Raw genomic sequence first — 16793 nt, 5'->3', positions numbered from 1 at the left:
TGCAGCCTCGGTGAGAAGGTAAAGACTTATGTTCGGAAGGCTCGGAGCTCCCGAGATCATTCTCATCCTCGTCGTCATCATCCTGCTGTTCGGCGCGAAGAAGCTTCCGGACATGGCGCGCTCCCTCGGCAAGTCCGCCCGGATCCTCAAGAGCGAGGCCAAGGCGATGAAGGACGAGGGCGGCACCCCGGCCACGGCCGGCCCGCCCAGCACCGACGAGCAGCCCCCCGCTCAGCGCACCATCCAGGCCGCCCCCGGCGACGTGACCAGCTCGCGCCCGGTCAACGAGCCGACGGACACGACCCAGCGCTGACGCAGGGCCGGTGACATCCGGCCCGCCGCATGAGATGAGGATGTGGGTTGCTCAAGTCTGCCCGCAACACGGAGAGGGATCCCGAGGGGCGGATGCCCCTCGCGGACCATCTTCGCGAGCTCCGCAACCGGCTCGCGAAGGCGGTGCTGGCCATCGTCCTGGTGACGATCGTCGCAGCCTTCTACTACAACAACATCATCAACTTCTTCACCAAGCCGGTCCTGGACTCCATCGGGTGTCCGGAGACCTTCGCGGAGCTGGCGAAGCAGCCCAAGAACCACCAGTGCGCGCAGATCACCATCAACGGTCTGCTCGCCCCGTTCACCCTGGCGCTGAAGGTCTCCCTGATGGCGGGCGTCGTGCTCGCCTCGCCGGTCTGGCTCTACCAGCTCTGGGCGTTCGTCGCGCCGGGTCTGCACAAGAGTGAGAAGAAGTACGCGTACGCGTTCGTCGGCACCGGGGTCCCGCTGTTCTTCGGCGGCGCCTTCTTCGCCTACAAGGTGCTTCCCACCACGGCGAAGGTCCTGATGCAGTTCACGCCGAGCGGCGTGAAGAACCTCCTGCCGCTGGACGACCTGCTCGATCTGGTCACGCGCATGGTGGTGGTCTTCGGTCTCTCCTTCGAGCTGCCGCTGCTCCTGGTGATGCTCAACCTCACGGGCATCATCACCGGTCAGCGCATGCTCGGCTGGTGGCGCGGCATGATCATCGGCATCACGGTCTTCGCCGCCGTCGCCACTCCCAGCACCGACCCGCTGACCATGATGGCGCTCGCCGGGCCGATCTGGATCCTGTACTTCGGCGCGGTCGTCTTCTCGCTGCTCAACGACCGGCGCAAGCGTCGGCGCGACGAGTCCGGGCCGGGCGACGACGAGGCCTCCGACCTCGACCTCACTCCCGAGGACATCGGAGACATCGAGAACGTGACGGCCGGACCGACTCTTCCGGAGCAGGCCAGCACGGACCGGGTCAACGGTTATGACGACGTGACCTGACGAAGCCCGGGACCTCGTAGGGTCAGCCTGTGACCAGCGAGATCACCCTCTTCGTCAACCCCACCGCGGGCCGCGGCCGGGGCGCCCGCGCGGCGCTGCCGGCCGCTTCCGCGTTGCGCGCCGCGGGATTCTCCGTCCGGACGGTCCTCGGCGACGACGCGGCGGACGCCCTCGCGCGGGCCCGCGAGGCGGTCGCGGGCGGCACCGGCGCTCTCGTCGCGGTCGGCGGCGACGGCATGGCGAACCTCGCCCTCCAGGCCGTGGCCGGGACCCGTACCCCGTTCGGACTGGTCGCCGCCGGGACCGGCAACGACTTCGCGCGCGCCCTCGGCCTGCCCGTGGGTGACCCGGCGGCCTCGGGACGGCTGATCGCCGACGCCCTCAAGAGCGACCGGCTGACGGACGTCGACCTGGGCCGGGTGAACGGCACCTGGTTCGGCACCGTCCTCGCGTCCGGGTTCGACTCCCGGGTCAACGACCGCGGGAACCGGATGCGCCTGCCCGTCGGCCGTTTCAAGTACGACGTCGCCATGCTCGCCGAACTGGCCGCCTTCCGGCCCTTCTCGTACCGCATCACGCTGGACGACGGCGCGACCCGGGAGACCGAGGCGACGCTCGTGGCCGTCGGCAACGGATCGTCGTACGGCGGCGGTATGAGGATCTGCCCCGGCGCGGACCTCGGTGACGGCCTGTTCGACATAACCGTGGTCGGGGACTGCACCCGCACGACGTTGCTCAAGATCTTCCCGAGGGTCTACCGGGGCACCCACGTCGACCATCCCCTGGTGAGCGTGCACCGGGCGGCCCGCGTCGAACTCCTCGCCGAGGGCATCACCGGCTACGCGGACGGGGAGCCGCTCGGGCCGCTGCCGCTCGTGGCGGAGTGCATACCGGCGGCCGTGCGCGTCGCACTTCCCTGAGCTGCGGGGATCCGATGTTTCACAGCATCTGATACGGATAATGATCGTCCTCATGTCAGTGCCTCCCGGTAGTCTCGAAAGCACGATGACAGAGGACCTCTCACCGGCCGAGCGGTATGCGGCAGCACGCAGGCGCGCTGCCGAGCAGGCCACCGCGCTCGCCTCCTTCCGCGAGATGTACGACTTCGGCCTCGACCCCTTCCAGATCGAGGCCTGCCGGGCGCTCGAGGCGGGCAAGGGTGTGCTGGTGGCGGCGCCCACCGGCTCGGGCAAGACGATCGTCGGCGAGTTCGCCGTCCACCTCGCCCTCCAGCAGGGCAAGAAGTGCTTCTACACGACCCCGATCAAGGCACTCTCCAACCAGAAGTACGCCGACCTGTGCCGCCGTTACGGCGCGGACAAGGTCGGCCTGCTCACCGGCGACAACAGCGTCAACTCCGAGGCCCCGGTGGTCGTCATGACCACCGAGGTCCTGCGGAACATGCTGTACGCGGGCTCGCAGACCCTCCTCGGACTCGGCTATGTGGTGATGGACGAGGTGCACTACCTCTCCGACCGCTTCCGCGGCGCCGTCTGGGAGGAAGTGATCATTCACCTCCCCGAGTCGGTGACCCTGGTGTCGCTGTCGGCGACCGTGTCGAACGCGGAGGAGTTCGGTGACTGGCTGGACACCGTGCGCGGTGACACCCAGGTGATCGTCTCCGAGCACCGTCCCGTCCCGCTCTTCCAGCATGTGCTGGCCGGACGGCGGATGTACGACCTCTTCGAGGAGGGCGAGGGCCAGCGCAAGGCCGTCAACCCCGACCTCACGCGCATGGCGCGCATGGAGGCGAGCCGTCCGTCGTACCAGGACCGTAAGCGGGGCCGCGCGATGCGCGAGGCGGACCGGGAGCGTGAGCGCAGACAGCGCTCGCGCATCTGGACGCCCGGCCGCCCCGAGGTCATCGAGCGGCTCGAGTCCGAAGGGCTGCTGCCCGCCATCACGTTCATCTTCAGCCGCGCGGCCTGCGAGGCCGCCGTGCAGCAGTGCCTCCACGCAGGTCTGCGGCTGAACGACGACGCGGCGCGTGCGCGCGTCCGGGAACTCGTCGAGGAGCGCACCGCCTCCATCCCGGACGAGGACCTGCACGTCCTCGGCTACTTCGAATGGCTGGAGGGCCTGGAGCGCGGCATCGCGGCCCACCACGCGGGCATGCTGCCCACCTTCAAGGAGGTCGTCGAAGAACTCTTCGTCCGCGGCCTCGTCAAGGCTGTCTTCGCGACGGAGACCCTCGCGCTGGGCATCAACATGCCTGCCCGCTCGGTGGTGTTGGAGAAGCTCGTCAAGTGGAACGGCGAGCAGCACGCCGACATCACCCCCGGCGAGTACACCCAGCTGACCGGCCGCGCCGGCCGCCGCGGCATCGACGTCGAGGGCCACGCGGTCGTGCTGTGGCAGCGCGGCTTCAGCCCCGAGTACCTCGCGGGACTCGCGGGCACCCGCACCTATCCGCTGCGCTCCAGCTTCAAGCCGTCGTACAACATGGCGGTGAACCTGGTCGACCAGTTCGGGCGGCACCGCTCGCGCGAGCTCCTTGAGACGTCCTTCGCGCAGTTCCAGGCCGACAAGTCGGTCGTCGGGATCTCCCGGCAGGTGCAGCGCAACGAGGAGGGTCTCGAGGGCTACAAGGAGTCCATGACCTGCCACCTCGGTGACTTCGACGCGTACATGGACCTGCGCCGCGAACTCAAGGACCGCGAGACCGAGCTGGCCCGCCAGGGCATGTCGCAGCGCCGTGCGGAAGCGGCCGTCGCCCTGGAGAAGCTGAAGCCGGGCGACGTGATCCATGTGCCTACCGGGAAGTACGCCGGACTCGCCCTGGTGCTGGACCCCGGGCTGCCCGCGGGCAGGTCGAACGGCCACCGGGGCTTCGAGCAGCACGACGGCCCGCGCCCGCTGGTGCTCACCGCCGAGCGCCAGGTGAAGCGGCTGGCCTCGATGGACTTCCCGGTGCCGGTCGAGGCGCTCGACCGGATGCGCATCCCCAAGTCGTTCAACGCGCGTTCGCCGCAGTCCCGTCGGGACCTGGCGTCCGCGCTGCGGACCAAGGCCGGGCACATCGTCCCGGACCGGCACCGCAAGAAGCGCGCCGAGGCCGCCGACGACCGTGAGATCGCCCGGCTGCGCACGGTGATCCGCTCGCACCCCTGCCACGGGTGCAACGACCGCGAGGACCACGCCCGTTGGGCCGAGCGCTATCACCGCCTGCAGCGCGACACCTCGCAGCTGGAGCGGCGTATCGAGGGCCGGACGAACACCATCGCCCGCACCTTCGACCGGATCGTCGCCCTCCTCACCGAGCTGGACTATCTGCGCGCCGACGCGGTCACCGAGCACGGCAAGCGGCTCGCCCGGCTGTACGGCGAACTCGACCTGCTGGCCAGCGAATGTCTGCGCGCCGGCATCTGGGACGGACTTTCCCCGGCCGAACTCGCCGCGTGTGTCTCGGCGTTGGTGTACGAGTCCCGGGTCGCCGACGACGCGATGGCGCCGAAGGTGCCGTCCGGCAAGGCCAAGGCCGCGCTCGCCGAGACGGTGCGTATCTGGGGCCGTCTCGACGCACTGGAGGAGGACTTCGGGATCAACCAGACCGAGGGCGTCGGCCAGCGCGAGCCGGACCTCGGCTTCGCCTGGGCCGCTCATGAGTGGGCGTCCGGCAAGGGTCTCGACGAGGTGCTGCGCGAGGCCGAGATGCCCGCCGGTGACTTCGTGCGCTGGTGCAAGCAGGTCATCGACGTCCTCGGCCAGATCGCGGCCGCCGCGCCCGTCTCGGGCGGCGAGAAGTCGACGGTCGCGAAGAACGCGCGCAAGGCCGTCGACGCCCTGCTGCGCGGGGTGGTGGCGTACTCGTCGGTGGGCTGACGAGCGGCGGCCCGTCCGCCGGTGATCCGAGCCGAGCCGACACGGCCGGTGGGATGCCACCCCCTACTGTCCGGGGGCGGCACCTCACCGGCCGCGCTCGTTCCGGCGGGGTGCGGAGGTCGGCTCCGTGGCTGTTCGGTGCGATACGGCGGACGGTTCCGCGGCTGTTCCCGGCGGGGTGCACCTGGCGACCCCGCGCCTCTCGGCGGGGTGCGGCCGACTTGGGCGGGGTGCGGCCGGCGGCTGTGCGCCGGTTTCCGGTGGATGCGGCCTGCGGTTCCGGTCCCGTGCCGGCGGGGTGCACCCGGCGGCCCGGGCCGTTTTCGGCGGGATGTGGCCGGCGGCCCCGCGCCCGTGTCGGCCGGGTGCCGCCGGGGGCTCGGGTGGGTCAGCGGTTCGGGTGGCGGCTCACGTACGCGCGCCAGCCTCCGTACTCCGTGATGTCGGGCGCGCCGTCCAGTGCGCCGGGTTCGCAGAGGAATCCGGGCACGCTGCTGCCGTCGGCCAGTTCGATGCTGCCCAGCGTCATCGGGCGGGGGAGAGCCGCGAGCAGGCGTCCGAGGCCGTCCGCGGGGAGGCTCCACACCTCGGCCTCGACGGCGGAGCCGCCCGCGCCGACATGGACGAGCCCCGGCTTGGGCGGGCTGGTGGCCAGGGCATGCAGGCGATAGACGGCGGCGGTGGTGGTCGTACGGTCGAGGCGGGCGCCCAGGGAGAGCAGCTGGGGGTTGAGCGGCTGGCCGGACAGATGCGCCCCCACCACGGCGAGTCGGGTCTCCGGCTCCAGAGAGCGGGCGATCCGGGCGAGCCGCTCGTCGGTGAACGCGGGGCCGATCAGCATCACGCCGAAAGGGAGTCCGGCGGGTGTCCGCCCGGCCGGGACGGCGACGGCCGCCAGGTCGAAGAGGTTCGTGGAGTTGGTGAAGCGGCCCAGACGGGCGTTGGCGCCCAGCGGGTCGGCGGCAACTTCGGCGAGCGTGGGATGGCCGGGTGCGGTGGGCAGGAGCAGCGCGTCGGCGTCGGCCAGTTCCGCGAGGGCCCGGGTGCGCAGGGAGGCCAGCCGCTCCTGGTCGGCGTACAGCTGGTGGGCGGGGATGTCCCGGGCGCGGGTGATGATCCCCGCGACGGTGGGGTCGAGACCCGCACCCCCCTCGGCGGTCAGTTTGTCGACAAAACTGCCTACCGCCGTGTAGCGCTCGGCGACGAAGGCGCCCTCGTAGAGCATCGCGGCGGCCTCGGTGAACGGGGTGAGGTCGAGCGGGCGGACCTCGGCCCCCGCCGCGACGAGCCGGTGCACGGCCGCCTCGTACGCCTCTGCCCAGCCCTCGTCCAGCTCGCCGAGCTGTGCCGTCGGAGGGACGGCGACGCGCCAGGGGCCGGGGGTGCGCTGGGGGAGCGGGGGGAGTTCGCGACCGGAAGGGGACGCCATGTACGCGAGGGCCTGTTCGGCCTCCGGGAGGGTGCGGGCGAACACGGTCACGCAGTCCAGGGACGCACAGGCCGGGACGACACCGGTCGTCGGCACCAGACCGCGGGTCGGCTTCAGGCCGACGATGCCGTTGAACGCCGCGGGGACGCGGCCGGAGCCTGCGGTGTCCGTGCCGAGCGCGAGGTCGACGATGCCGAGGGCCACCGCCACAGCCGATCCCGAGCTGGAGCCGCCGCTGATCCGTTCCGGGTCCAGGGCGCCCCGGACGGCGCCGTGGGGAGAGCGGGTGCCGACCAGGCCGGTGGCGAACTGGTCGAGGTTCGTGGTGCCGAGGACGACGGCACCGGCCGCGCGGAGGCGGGCGACCGCGGGGGCGTCGGCCTCCGGGGTGTACGCGTAGGCGGGGCAGCCGGCGGTGGTGGGCAGGCCCGCGACGTCGATGTTGCCCTTCACGGCGAGGAGCGAGCCGGCGAGCGGGAGGCGCTCGCCGGCGGCGAACCGGGCGTCCACCGCGCGGGCTTCGTTCTCGGCTTCCGTCCGGGGGCGCAGGCCGATCCAGATCTCGGGGCGGTCCACGGCCTCGATACGGGCGTACGCCATGCGGACTCGGCTGAGGGCGGACATCGGTACTCCTTCTGCTGGGGCGGTTCCCCCACCGGCGGTGCGGCGGACGCTCCGTGCCCCCGTTCGCCCGGGGTTTCCCCGTTCCGGCGGGCCGGGAACTCGCCGGAGGACCGGACGGGTGCGGTCGCGGCCGCCGGTCCGCGGTCGGACGCGGGCGACGGCGCGGACGCTTGCGGGCGACGGCGGGGACTGTGCGGACGACGGCGGGGGCCGGTTCGGACGGTGCGGGAGGCAGGGCGGGTGCGGACGGCGGCGGAACGGGCGTGGTCGGGTGCGGACGGGTGCGGGTGACAGCGGCGGGGCCGGTTCGGACCGCCGCGGGTGGAGGCGGGGCCGGTTCGGGTGGCGGCGACGGTCAGGGTGCCGACGGTTCCAGGGGGGCGAGCACCAGCAGGGCCGTGCCCGCCTCCACCTGGGCACCCGGTTTGGTGAGGATCTGCTGGACGACGCCGTCGACCGGGGCGGGGACGCGTGACTCCATCTTCATCGCCTCCAGGGCGAGCAGCGGTTGCCCCGCCGTCACCCGCTCGCCCGGCTCCACGTTGAGCTGCCACACCGACGCGGCGAACTCGGCCTCGATCAGCCGGCCGCCCTCCGGGACGCTCACCTCGACGGCCGGCGCCGCCGGGGCCCCCGCCGCCTGTGCGCGGGTGAACTCGCCCGCCGCCTCCCAGGCGTCCCGCTCGGCGGAGAACGCGCCGCCCTGCCGGGACCGGAACTCCGCGACGGACTCGGCGTTCTCGGCGAGGAAGTCCTCGTACGCGGCGAGCGAGAAGGTGCCCTCCTCGACGCGTGGCACGAAGCGGCCGGAGATGATGTCGGCCCGCAGCTCCAGGAGTTCGTCCGCCTCCACCGGGTACCACTTGATCCGGTCGAAGAAGCGCAGCAGCCAGGGCGAGCCCGGCTCGAACGCGCCGCGCTGCTGCCAGCCCGACCACACCTGGGTCGTCCGGCCGACGAACTGGTAGCCGCCGGGGCCCTCCATGCCGTAGACGCAGAGGTAGGCGCCTCCGATGCCGACCGAGTTCTCGGCGGTCCAGGTGCGGGCCGGGTTGTACTTGGTGGTCACCAGGCGGTGGCGCGGGTCCAGCGGGGTGGCGACCGGCGCGCCCAGGTACACATCGCCCAGGCCGAGGACGAGATACTCCGCGTCGAAGACCGTGCGGTACACGTCGTCCACCGAATCGAGGCCGTTCACGCGGCGGATGAACTCGATGTTCCACGGGCACCAGGGAGCGTCGTCGCGGACACCGGCCATGTAGCGGGCGATGGCCTCGCGGGTGGCCGGGTCGTCCCAGGACAGCGGGAGATGGACGGTCCGGGAGGGGACGACGAGCTGGTCGCTCGGCGGGAGCGCGCGGACCGTCCGCCGTACGGTGTCCAGGAGTTCGCGCTGGGGCAGCCGGCGCGGGTCCGCCTGGATCTGGAGCGAGCGGATGCCCGGTGTGAGGTCGGTGACACCGTCGAGGTCCGCCTCCGTCACCGCCTCCATCAGCGCGTGGACCCGCATGCGCAGGGCCAGGTCCAGCTGCATGGGCCCGAACTCGACCAGCAGGTTGTCGTCGCCGCTGCGGCGGTACGTCACATCGCCGTCCCGGGCGAGCACCCCGCCGTCGACGATCGCGGGCCGCGCCGAACCGTCGTCGGCGAGCGGCGCGAAGCGCACGGTGTCGCCGGGGCGGAACTGGCCGAGCTTCCAGCGCTCGGTGCTGACGACGGTCGCCGGACAGACGAAGCCGCCGAGCGAGGGGCCGTCCGGGCCGAGCAGCACCGGCATGTCGCCGGTGTAGTCGACGGCGCCGACCGAGTACGGCGTGTCGTGGATGTTGGACGGGTGCAGGCCGGCCTCGCCGCCGTCCGCGCGGGCCCAGCGGGGCTTCGGGCCGATGAGCCGTACGCCGGTGCGGGCAGAGTTGAAGTGGACCTTCCAGTCGGCGGCGTAGAAGTCGTGGATGTCGTCCTCGGTGAAGAACTCCGGTGCCGCGTGCGGTCCTTCGAGGGCGCCGACCCGCCACTCGGCCGTGAAGCCGGGACGCTCGCCGGGTGGCACGGGTGCCCCGAGTGCCGTGACCGCGCCGCCGTGCAGGACGTCGCCGGTCCGCAGGGTCCGGCCCCCGTGGCCGCCGAACCGGCCGAGGGTGAAGGTGGAGGCGCTGCCGAGGAACGCGGGCACGTCCAGGCCGCCGCCCGCGAACAGCACATAGGTGCGCAGGCCGTGCCCGGTGGGCGCGCCGACCTCCAGAACCGCCCCGGCCGGCACGGTCACCGGCTCCCACTGGGCGATGGCCGCCCCGTCCACCGTGACCGGCGCGGGAGCACCCGTGACACAGACCGTCGTGGCGTGGGTGAACCTCAACGCCGGTCCCCGCAGAGTGCATTCGAGCCCCGGTGCGCCCTCGGGGTTGCCGAGCGCACGGTTGCCGAGCCGGAAGGAGAGGTCGTCCATCGGGCCGCACGGCGGTACCCCGACCTGCCAGTAGCCGGTGCGGCCGGGCCAGTCCTGCACGGTGGTGAGCGTGCCGCCGGACACGACCTCGATGCGTGGGGTGGGATCGGTGACACCCGCAAGGGTGGCCGTCGAGTGCGCCGCCCGCCGGAAGGACGGATCGGCGAGGGCGGCCCGCACCAGACCCAGGTTGGTCTCGATGCCGTCCACCCGGGTTCTGGCCAGTGCCTCGTCGAGCCGCTCCAGTGCGTGTTCCCGGTCCGGCCCGTACGCGATGATCTTCGCGAGCATCGGGTCGTACGACGTGGTCACTTCGGTGCCCGTCTCGACCCAGCCGTCCACGCGGACGCCGCCGGGGAACTCGACCCGCGTCAACAGGCCCGCGCTCGGCCGGTGTTCGCGCGAGGGGTCCTCGGCGTACACCCGCGCCTCGACGGCGTGACCGCGGGGCGTCCCCGGATCCCGTACGACATCGGACTCGCCCCGGGCCAGGCGCAGCATCCAGGCGACCAGGTCGACGCCGTAGATCTCCTCTGTGACCGGATGTTCCACCTGGAGACGGGTGTTGACCTCAAGGAAGTACGCCTCCTCGCGGGCGGCGTCGTACACGAACTCGACGGTCCCGGCCGAGCGGTAGCCGACCGAGGCGCACAACTCGCGTGCGGCGAAGGCGAGTCGGTCGCGCACGTCGGAGGGCAGGCCCGGGGCGGGGGCCTCCTCCAGGACCTTCTGGTTGCGGCGCTGGAGCGAGCAGTCGCGGTCGCCGAAGGTGACGACACGGCCCCGGCCGTCGCCGAAGACCTGCACCTCGACATGGCGGGCGTGTTCGACCAGGCGTTCGAGGAAAACTCCGGCGGAGGAGAAGGAGGCCGCCGCGACGCGCTGTACCCGGTCCCAGGCCTCGGTCAGTTCGTCGGCGGATCGACATGCCGACATTCCGATGCCGCCGCCTCCGCCGGTGGCCTTGAGCATGACGGGATAGCCGATGCACCCGGCCGCCTCCAGGGCCTCGGGAAGGCCGGGGAGCAGTCCCGTGCCCGGCGCCAGCGGCACTCCCGCGGCCTCGGCGGCCGCCCGTGCCGTGTGCTTGGCGCCGAACAGCTCCAGCTGTTCCGGCGTCGGCCCGACGAACACGATCCCGGCGTCCTCGCAGCGCCGCGCGAACGCCGCGTCCTCGGACAGGAAGCCGTACCCGGGGTGGATGGCCCCCGCCCCGGTGTCCTTGGCCGCCTTCAGGACCAGGTCGCCGTCGAGGTAGGACTCCTTGGCGGGGGCCGGGCCGAGGCGTACGGCCTCGTCGGCGAGCCGTACGTGGGGCGCGGCGCGGTCGGCGTCGGAGTACACGGCGACCGTGCGCAGGCCCAGTTCGCGGGCCGTCCGGATGATCCGGACGGCGATCTCGCCGCGGTTGGCGATCAGCAGGGTGTCGAAGGTCATGCGGAAGCCCCGATCGTGATCGCGACCGCCGTCGGTTCGAAGCCGTTGCACGGGTTGTTGATCTGCGGGCAGTTGGAGACCAGCACGATCACATCGCGTTCGGCGCGCAGGGTCAGTCGCAGTCCGGGCGCGGAGATGCCGTCGACGATGCCGAGGGTGCCGTCCTTCTCGACGGGCACGTTCATGTACCAGTTGATGTTCGAGACGAGATCGCGCTTGCCGAGGCCGTGACGGGCGCCCTCCGCGAGGAAGTTGTCCACGCAGGCGTGCTGGGACCAGGTGTGGTGCCCGTAGCGCAGGGTGTTCGACTCCTTGGAGCAGGCGCCGCCGACCGTGTCGTGCCGGCCGACCTCGTCCTCGACGACGGTCATCAGCGGGGTGTGTTCGTTGGACATCAGCACGCTGCCCGTGGTCAGGAAGATGTTCCCCTGCGCCTGGATGGTGTCCGGCGCGCTGTAGCGGACGGCGGTGTCCTCGGCGTCGTACACCAGGAAGTCGACGGCCTGGTTGCCGTGCAGATCGGTGACGGTGAGCGTCTGACCGCTGCGGACGACGGCGGACCAGGCGGCCCTGGCCGGGACGGTGACGTGCGTCATGCGAGCCCCCTCGTGGCAAGGAATTCGGTGGTGTTGAGGAAGGCGCGGCGGCCCTCGGGCGTGGCCTCCCACAGCGGGTCGCCCGCCGCGGTCGCCCGTGCGCGCCAGGCCAGCACCTCCAGGGGGGTGCTCGTGTAGCCGGGGCGCGGATCGGCCGGGTGCGGCACGTTCGCGATCAGCACGGTGACGTCCTGCTCGGCGCGCAGGGTGACGCTGCCACCGGGTCCGGCCGAGCCGGTGAAGTCGAGTGAGCCGTCGTCGCCGATCTCCACGCCCTGGAAGAACGAGAGGGAGGGCGGCAGATCGCGGGGTGTGAGCCCGTTCTTGGCGGCGGCCAGTTTGAACAGCTCGCGTCCGGCCGGGGACGCGGACTGCGGAGTGCCGTCCCCGTACCGCTCCGTGTTGCGTACGAGCGTGGAGGTGCCGCACAGGGCGTCGTGCCGTCCGGAGGAGTCGGCGACCACCGAGGCCAGCACCCGGCCCTGGTCGGAGAGGAGCAACTGCCCCTGGCCCAGATAGGCGTTCCACTGGACCTTGACGGTGTCGGCGACGTTCAGGCGCTCCCACGGGCGGTCCGCGACATACAGCAGCAGGTGCGCACAGGCGTCGCCGGTGAGGTCGGTCAGGCGCAGTTCGGTGCCCCGGGCCAGCACCTTGTGCGTGTAGTTGCCGCCCGCCACGGTCTCCGCCCACACCAGATGGCCCGCCTCGCAGGGCGGCGCCGGCCAGTCGCCCGCGGGGACCACGGGCATGGCCTCCGTACGGGTTCCCTGCTGGGCGCGGGCGTGGTCGCGCGCTCCGTAGGTGGTCGCTGTCGCCATCGCGGGTCCTCCGGCTCCTGGGTCATTTCTGTCGCCCGACAGAAATTAGGGGCGGGGTGGGTCGCGGCCGTGTCCCGTGTGTTGCCGCGCGGTTACCTGTCCCTCACGGGGGTGCGCAGCCGGGGAGGGCGGGGTCCGCGCACCGCCGCCCGGGGTCCGTCGTGCGCGTCGCGGCACCCCGTCGGCGCACCTCGTGTGTGCGAGGATCGAACGTATGGGAACGGGTGGCGGACGACGGGTCGGCAGGCCGCGGGTAGCGCAGCGGCCGGACAGCGGACTGACGCCGCGCGCCGAACTGCTCGACGCCGCCGCCGAGTTGTTCACGACGCGGGGATATGCGGCCACCACCACCCGTGCCGTCGCCGAGCGGGCGGGCATGCGCCAGGCGTCCATGTACCACTACGTGTCCGGCAAGGAGGAGCTGCTCGCCGAGCTCCTGGAGTCCACGGTCACGCCGTCGCTGGCGTTCGCCCGCGAGCTCCTCGCCGACGACGCGGCGCCCGCGGAGGGCCGGCTGTGGGAGCTGTGCCGCACCGACGTGGAGGTGCTCTGCGGCGGCCCGCACAACCTCGGCGGCCTCTATCTGCTGCCCGAGGTGCGCACCGAGCGCTTCGCCGGGTTCCATGCCGTGCGGGCCGAACTCAAGGACACCTACCGGCAGTTGCTCGCCGCGACGGCGGCAGGGGGAGCGCTCGCCAAGAGTGAGCTGGATCTGCGGACGGATCTGCTGTTCGGGCTGATCGAGGGCGTCATCCTCGTGCACCGCTCCGATCCGCAGCGTCCGGTGTCCGCCTTCGCCGAGGCCACGGCGGACGCGGCGCTGCGCATCGCCGGAATCTGAGCCTTCACCGCCGCTTTCCTCTCCATCGCTCCACCGTCGCCGCTTCGCCCCGGCCGAGCCGCGATCGCCCCGGTGAGCCGCGGTTTCGCACGTCCGCACGGCATCACGCACCGTGTGCGTACGGAGGCGCAGCGTGCAAATGGGGCTGAGGGTACTCCAGTCTTATGGGCGTTTTCAGGTGCTTGCTGAATATGACACAGCGTTGATCCGGTCGGACTAAGCTCGCCCGCAGCGCACCGAGTTGGGATGTAATCGTGCGTTTGTTCCCAAAAGTTCCGAAGATCTCGTTTGATCCGTGTTGATCCATGTCGTTTCCCCCACAAACCTCCCCCACCCCCAGCCGACTTGTCTCAGAGGGCATACATGGTGAGTGTTCAATCGCCTCCCGGTGACAGTGAACTTCCCTACGCGCGCGTGCTGTTGCTGCCGGCCATACTGATGGCGGTGGCGACCGGCGCCGCAGTCGCCGCGGTGACGGAGCCGGCCCGGGGCGCGGTCGCCCTGTGCGGTGGCTTCGCCACGCTTCTGGTCATCGCGATCGGCGGCGAAGCCGTCCGCCGCGGCCGCGTCGCCCGTGAGCTGCGGGCCGACTTCGCGCGCCGCACCGCCTCCCTGGAACAGCGCATCGCCGCGCACGATCAGGAGATCGTGCGCTTCACCCGGGAGGTCCTGCCGTACGCGATCGACCGACTGCACGACGGGGATTCCCCCTCGGAGGTCGTTCGCACCCTGGGCCGCGACAACCCGGAGCTCCGCGAAGTCCCCAAGTCCCAGAAGGACTTGCTGAAGAAACTGCTCAAGATCGTCGACACCGAGGAGTCGATGCGCGACGCCGCGCAGCGCTCCTTCGTCAACATCGCCCGGCGCGTCCAGGCCATCGTCCACCAGCAGAACAACGAACTCCGCGAGATGGAGGAGGACCACGGGCGCAACCCCGAGGTCTTCGACGACCTGCTGCGCATCGACCACGGCACCGCGCTGATCGGCCGGCTCGCCGACTCCATCGCCGTGCTCGGCGGCGGCCGCCCCGGACGCCAATGGCCTGAGCCCGTACCGCTGTTCAGCGTGCTGCGCGGCGCGATGTCCCGCATCCTGGAGTACCGGCGCATCGAGCTGCACAACATCGTCGACATCGCCGTCAACGGCGTGTCCGTCGAACCGCTCATCCACGCCCTGGCCGAGCTCCTGGACAACGCCACCCGGTACTCGCCGCCGCACACCAAGGTGCACGTCACCGCCATCGAGGTGCAGACCGGCATCGCCATCGAGATCGAGGACGGCGGCGTCAGTCTCAGCGACGAGGCCCGCGGCAAGATCGAGGAGCTGCTCCGGCTGGCCGCGGCGGGCGTCGACCCGAACGTCATGGGCCAGGCGCCCCGGCTCGGCATGGCCGTCGTCGGACGACTCGCGCAGATGTACAGCATGCAGATCTCGCTGCGGCAGTCCGCGTACGGCGGTGTCCGCGCGGTCCTCGTCGCCCCGCGCGACATGCTCACCACCGACTTCGCCCCCGGTCTCGCGCACGGCATCGGAGCCACCTCCGTGGCCGGCATCGACAACGGCGGGGTCGAGGGCCCGGCGCGCAAGCCCAAGAAGCGCCGGCCGACCACGGGCCCCCGCATCCCCTCGTCGAGCGGTGACCTCCGCGAGGACGACGTCCCGGTGGTCACCGAGTGGACGCCGGGCGGTCTGCCGCAGCGCCGCAGCCGGGTCAAGGTCCCGCTCAGCCAGCGGTACGCCGAGGCGCGCGCCGAGCAGGAGGCCGCCGAGGCCGCAGGCGCCTCGTCCTTGTGGGAGCCCGAGCCCGAACCGCAGGAGAAGGAGCCCGAACCCGGGCTGTGGGTCGAGGCGTTCATGAACGGACTCAAGGGTGACCCGGACCCGACCGCATTCAGCACGGACAACCAGCCGGCCCCTGCCGAGGCCGACGACGAGGGGGACCTCAAGTGATCCAGCAGCGAGCCAACTTCGACTGGATGCTCAAGGAACTCGCCGACGGAGTGCCGGGCATCCAGCAGATCGTGGTGCTCTCCGCCGACGGGCTGCGCATCGCCCGCTACGGCGGCGACCCGGACGCGGCCGACCGGGTCGCCGCGGCCTGTGCGGGCCTGCAGAGCCTGGCCGGAGCCGTCGCGGGCGAGATCCCCAAGAGCGACGGCCGGATGCGGATGGTCATCATCGAGATCAACGGCGGCTACTTCTACCTGATGTCGGCCGGAGCCAACGCCTACCTCGCGGTGCTCGCCAACCAGACCGCGGAACCGGGGCTGATGAGCAACCGCATGCGGGACCTCGTCGTACGGATCGGCGCCCATCTGACGAGTCCGCCGAGGCACAACGGGCAGACCGTATGACTCCTCCGCAACGCCGGCGGCGCCAACCCGAGGACCGGCCCCCGGACCCTCCCGCAGCAAGCCTCCCCCTCGCGGGCCCGGAAGGCCACGAGGGGGAGGAGGGGCAGGGCAAACCGAAGAACCCGGAGCGCCTGTACGTGCTCACGGGCGGCGGCGAGGGCGGCGACCGGGCCGAGCTCGATCTGGTCACGCTGGTCGTCGCACGCGCCGCCGAGTCGCCGCCCGCCGCCCAGCCGGAACAATCGGCGCTGTTGCGGCTGTGCAGGGCCCCTTTGTCCGTGGCCGAGATCTCGGCCTATCTCAATCTGCCGTTCAGCGTGGTGACCGTCCTGCTCACCGAGCTGCTGGCGGCCGAACTGGTACAGGCGCGCGCCCCGATCGTCCGTCAGGCGCTTCCCGACCGTTCCCTCCTCGAAGCGGTGATGCATGGACTTCAAAAACTCTGACACCATCACGGGCCCTCGCGCCGAGGACCACCTGCCCCACACCGCACAGGCGGCGGTGAAGATCGTGATCGTGGGCGGCTTCGGAGTCGGCAAGACGACCATGGTGGGCTCCGTCAGCGAGATCAGGCCGCTGACGACCGAGGAGACCATGACGCAGGCCGGCATCGGGGTCGACGACAACTACGGGTCGGAGACCAAGACGGCCACCACCGTGGCCATGGACTTCGGCCGGATCTCCATCACGGACCAACTGGTGCTCTACCTGTTCGGCACACCGGGCCAGGAGCGCTTCTGGTTCCTGTGGAACGGCCTGTTCGAGGGAGCGCTCGGCGCGGTCGTCCTGATCGACACCCGCCGTCTGGAAGTCAGCTTCGACGTGATCGGCCGTCTGGAGGAGCGCGGCGTTCCGTTCGTCGTCGCGATAAACGACTTCCCCGACGCGCCCCGGTACCCGGTCGAGGACCTGCGGGCCGCGCTCGACCTCGCCGAGGAGATCCCGATCGTGAAGTGCGACGCCCGCCGCAGGGCGTCGAGCCGCGACACCTTGATGACCCTGATGCGGTTCCTGCATTCCCTGGCGATGACTTCGGCGCGCGTCTGAACGCCGTACCGTGAACGGCATCCGTTCGCCAACTCCCCATCCATAGAACGTATTTGAGCTTCGGAGCG

Annotated in this window: 13 protein-coding genes; 9 read left to right on the top strand and 4 right to left on the bottom strand. The window is 71.5% G+C overall.

All coding sequences use genetic code 11. The features are described from left to right. The first annotated feature begins 28 nt into the window (after positions 1-28). From tatA to N4G66_RS06140, 4 genes are read left to right on the top strand one after another with little or no spacing between them, the layout of a single operon-like run. Complete coding sequence (gene tatA / locus N4G66_RS06155) at positions 29-313, top strand: Sec-independent protein translocase subunit TatA (protein WP_261702917.1); 285 nt, start codon at positions 29-31, stop codon at positions 311-313. A gap of 47 nt (positions 314-360) precedes the next feature. Then, on the top strand, positions 361-1308 hold the full coding sequence (gene tatC, locus N4G66_RS06150; RefSeq protein WP_261702916.1) for a twin-arginine translocase subunit TatC: 948 nt from the start codon (positions 361-363) through the stop codon (positions 1306-1308). 29 nt (positions 1309-1337) lie between these two features. Then, a complete protein-coding gene (locus tag N4G66_RS06145) occupies positions 1338-2228 on the top strand; it encodes a diacylglycerol kinase (protein ID WP_261702915.1) in 891 nt (296 codons plus the stop codon). Between the two features lie 40 nt (positions 2229-2268). Beyond that, on the top strand, positions 2269-5130 hold the full coding sequence (locus N4G66_RS06140; RefSeq protein ID WP_261702914.1) for a DEAD/DEAH box helicase: 2862 nt from the start codon (positions 2269-2271) through the stop codon (positions 5128-5130). Between the two features lie 388 nt (positions 5131-5518). Here N4G66_RS06140 and atzF read toward each other — a convergent pair whose 3' ends face one another. From atzF to N4G66_RS06120, 4 genes are all read right to left on the bottom strand, one after another. Further along, entirely contained in the window at positions 5519-7183 is a 1665-nt protein-coding gene (atzF, locus tag N4G66_RS06135; RefSeq protein WP_261702913.1) for an allophanate hydrolase, read from the bottom strand. 355 nt (positions 7184-7538) lie between these two features. Further along, positions 7539-11066, bottom strand: a complete 3528-nt coding sequence (locus tag N4G66_RS06130; protein WP_261702912.1) for a 5-oxoprolinase/urea amidolyase family protein — start codon at positions 11064-11066, stop codon at positions 7539-7541. Further along, the gene (locus N4G66_RS06125; RefSeq protein ID WP_261702911.1) at positions 11063-11662 is read right to left on the bottom strand and encodes an urea amidolyase associated protein UAAP2; all 600 of its coding nucleotides are present in this window, start codon (positions 11660-11662) and stop codon (positions 11063-11065) included. The genes N4G66_RS06130 and N4G66_RS06125 overlap by 4 nt, the downstream gene beginning before the upstream one ends. Continuing rightward, positions 11659-12483: an urea amidolyase associated protein UAAP1 gene (locus N4G66_RS06120; RefSeq protein WP_261702910.1), complete on the bottom strand. Its 825-nt coding sequence runs from the start codon at positions 12481-12483 to the stop codon at positions 11659-11661. The genes N4G66_RS06125 and N4G66_RS06120 overlap by 4 nt, the downstream gene beginning before the upstream one ends. A gap of 214 nt (positions 12484-12697) precedes the next feature. Here N4G66_RS06120 and N4G66_RS06115 point away from each other — a divergent pair, with 214 nt between their 5' ends. The 5 genes from N4G66_RS06115 (at position 12698) to N4G66_RS06095 (ending at position 16725) form a co-directional block, all read left to right on the top strand. Then, positions 12698-13324, top strand: coding sequence for a TetR/AcrR family transcriptional regulator (locus tag N4G66_RS06115; RefSeq protein ID WP_261702909.1), 627 nt, complete (start codon positions 12698-12700; stop codon positions 13322-13324). Positions 13325-13687: 363 nt separating this feature from the next. Further along, on the top strand, positions 13688-15274 hold the full coding sequence (locus N4G66_RS06110) for a sensor histidine kinase (protein ID WP_261702908.1): 1587 nt from the start codon (positions 13688-13690) through the stop codon (positions 15272-15274). After that, complete coding sequence (locus tag N4G66_RS06105; RefSeq protein ID WP_261702907.1) at positions 15271-15678, top strand: roadblock/LC7 domain-containing protein; 408 nt, start codon at positions 15271-15273, stop codon at positions 15676-15678. Before N4G66_RS06110 ends, N4G66_RS06105 begins: the two co-directional genes overlap by 4 nt. Then, positions 15675-16124 carry a DUF742 domain-containing protein gene (locus N4G66_RS06100; protein WP_261702906.1) on the top strand — a complete coding sequence of 150 codons (450 nt, stop codon included), beginning with the start codon at positions 15675-15677 and terminating at the stop codon, positions 16122-16124. The genes N4G66_RS06105 and N4G66_RS06100 overlap by 4 nt, the downstream gene beginning before the upstream one ends. Beyond that, positions 16105-16725, top strand: coding sequence for a GTP-binding protein (locus N4G66_RS06095; RefSeq protein WP_261702905.1), 621 nt, complete (start codon positions 16105-16107; stop codon positions 16723-16725). The genes N4G66_RS06100 and N4G66_RS06095 overlap by 20 nt, the downstream gene beginning before the upstream one ends. Positions 16726-16793: the final 68 nt, after the last annotated feature.

The sequence above is a fragment of the Streptomyces rhizosphaerihabitans genome, from assembly GCF_025399795.1.
GTDB classification, from domain to species: Bacteria; Actinomycetota; Actinomycetes; order Streptomycetales; family Streptomycetaceae; genus Streptomyces; species Streptomyces rhizosphaerihabitans.
Note: the sequence above shows the minus strand (reverse complement) of the source record. Positions and strands in the feature narration are given on the sequence as shown.

What these genes read in the sequence shown, in the direction of transcription:
- tatA (WP_261702917.1), top strand. Translation starts at nt 29, where the DNA reads ATGTTCGGAAGGCTCGGAGCTCCCGAGATCATTCTCATCCTCGTCGTC.
- N4G66_RS06140 (WP_261702914.1), top strand. Translation starts at nt 2,269, where the DNA reads ATGATCGTCCTCATGTCAGTGCCTCCCGGTAGTCTCGAAAGCACGATG.
- atzF (WP_261702913.1), bottom strand. Translation starts at nt 7,183, where the DNA reads ATGTCCGCCCTCAGCCGAGTCCGCATGGCGTACGCCCGTATCGAGGCC.
- N4G66_RS06130 (WP_261702912.1), bottom strand. Translation starts at nt 11,066, where the DNA reads ATGACCTTCGACACCCTGCTGATCGCCAACCGCGGCGAGATCGCCGTC.
- N4G66_RS06125 (WP_261702911.1), bottom strand. Translation starts at nt 11,662, where the DNA reads ATGACGCACGTCACCGTCCCGGCCAGGGCCGCCTGGTCCGCCGTCGTC.
- N4G66_RS06120 (WP_261702910.1), bottom strand. Translation starts at nt 12,483, where the DNA reads ATGGCGACAGCGACCACCTACGGAGCGCGCGACCACGCCCGCGCCCAG.
- N4G66_RS06115 (WP_261702909.1), top strand. Translation starts at nt 12,698, where the DNA reads ATGGGAACGGGTGGCGGACGACGGGTCGGCAGGCCGCGGGTAGCGCAG.
- N4G66_RS06110 (WP_261702908.1), top strand. Translation starts at nt 13,688, where the DNA reads ATGGTGAGTGTTCAATCGCCTCCCGGTGACAGTGAACTTCCCTACGCG.
- N4G66_RS06100 (WP_261702906.1), top strand. Translation starts at nt 15,675, where the DNA reads ATGACTCCTCCGCAACGCCGGCGGCGCCAACCCGAGGACCGGCCCCCG.
- N4G66_RS06095 (WP_261702905.1), top strand. Translation starts at nt 16,105, where the DNA reads ATGGACTTCAAAAACTCTGACACCATCACGGGCCCTCGCGCCGAGGAC.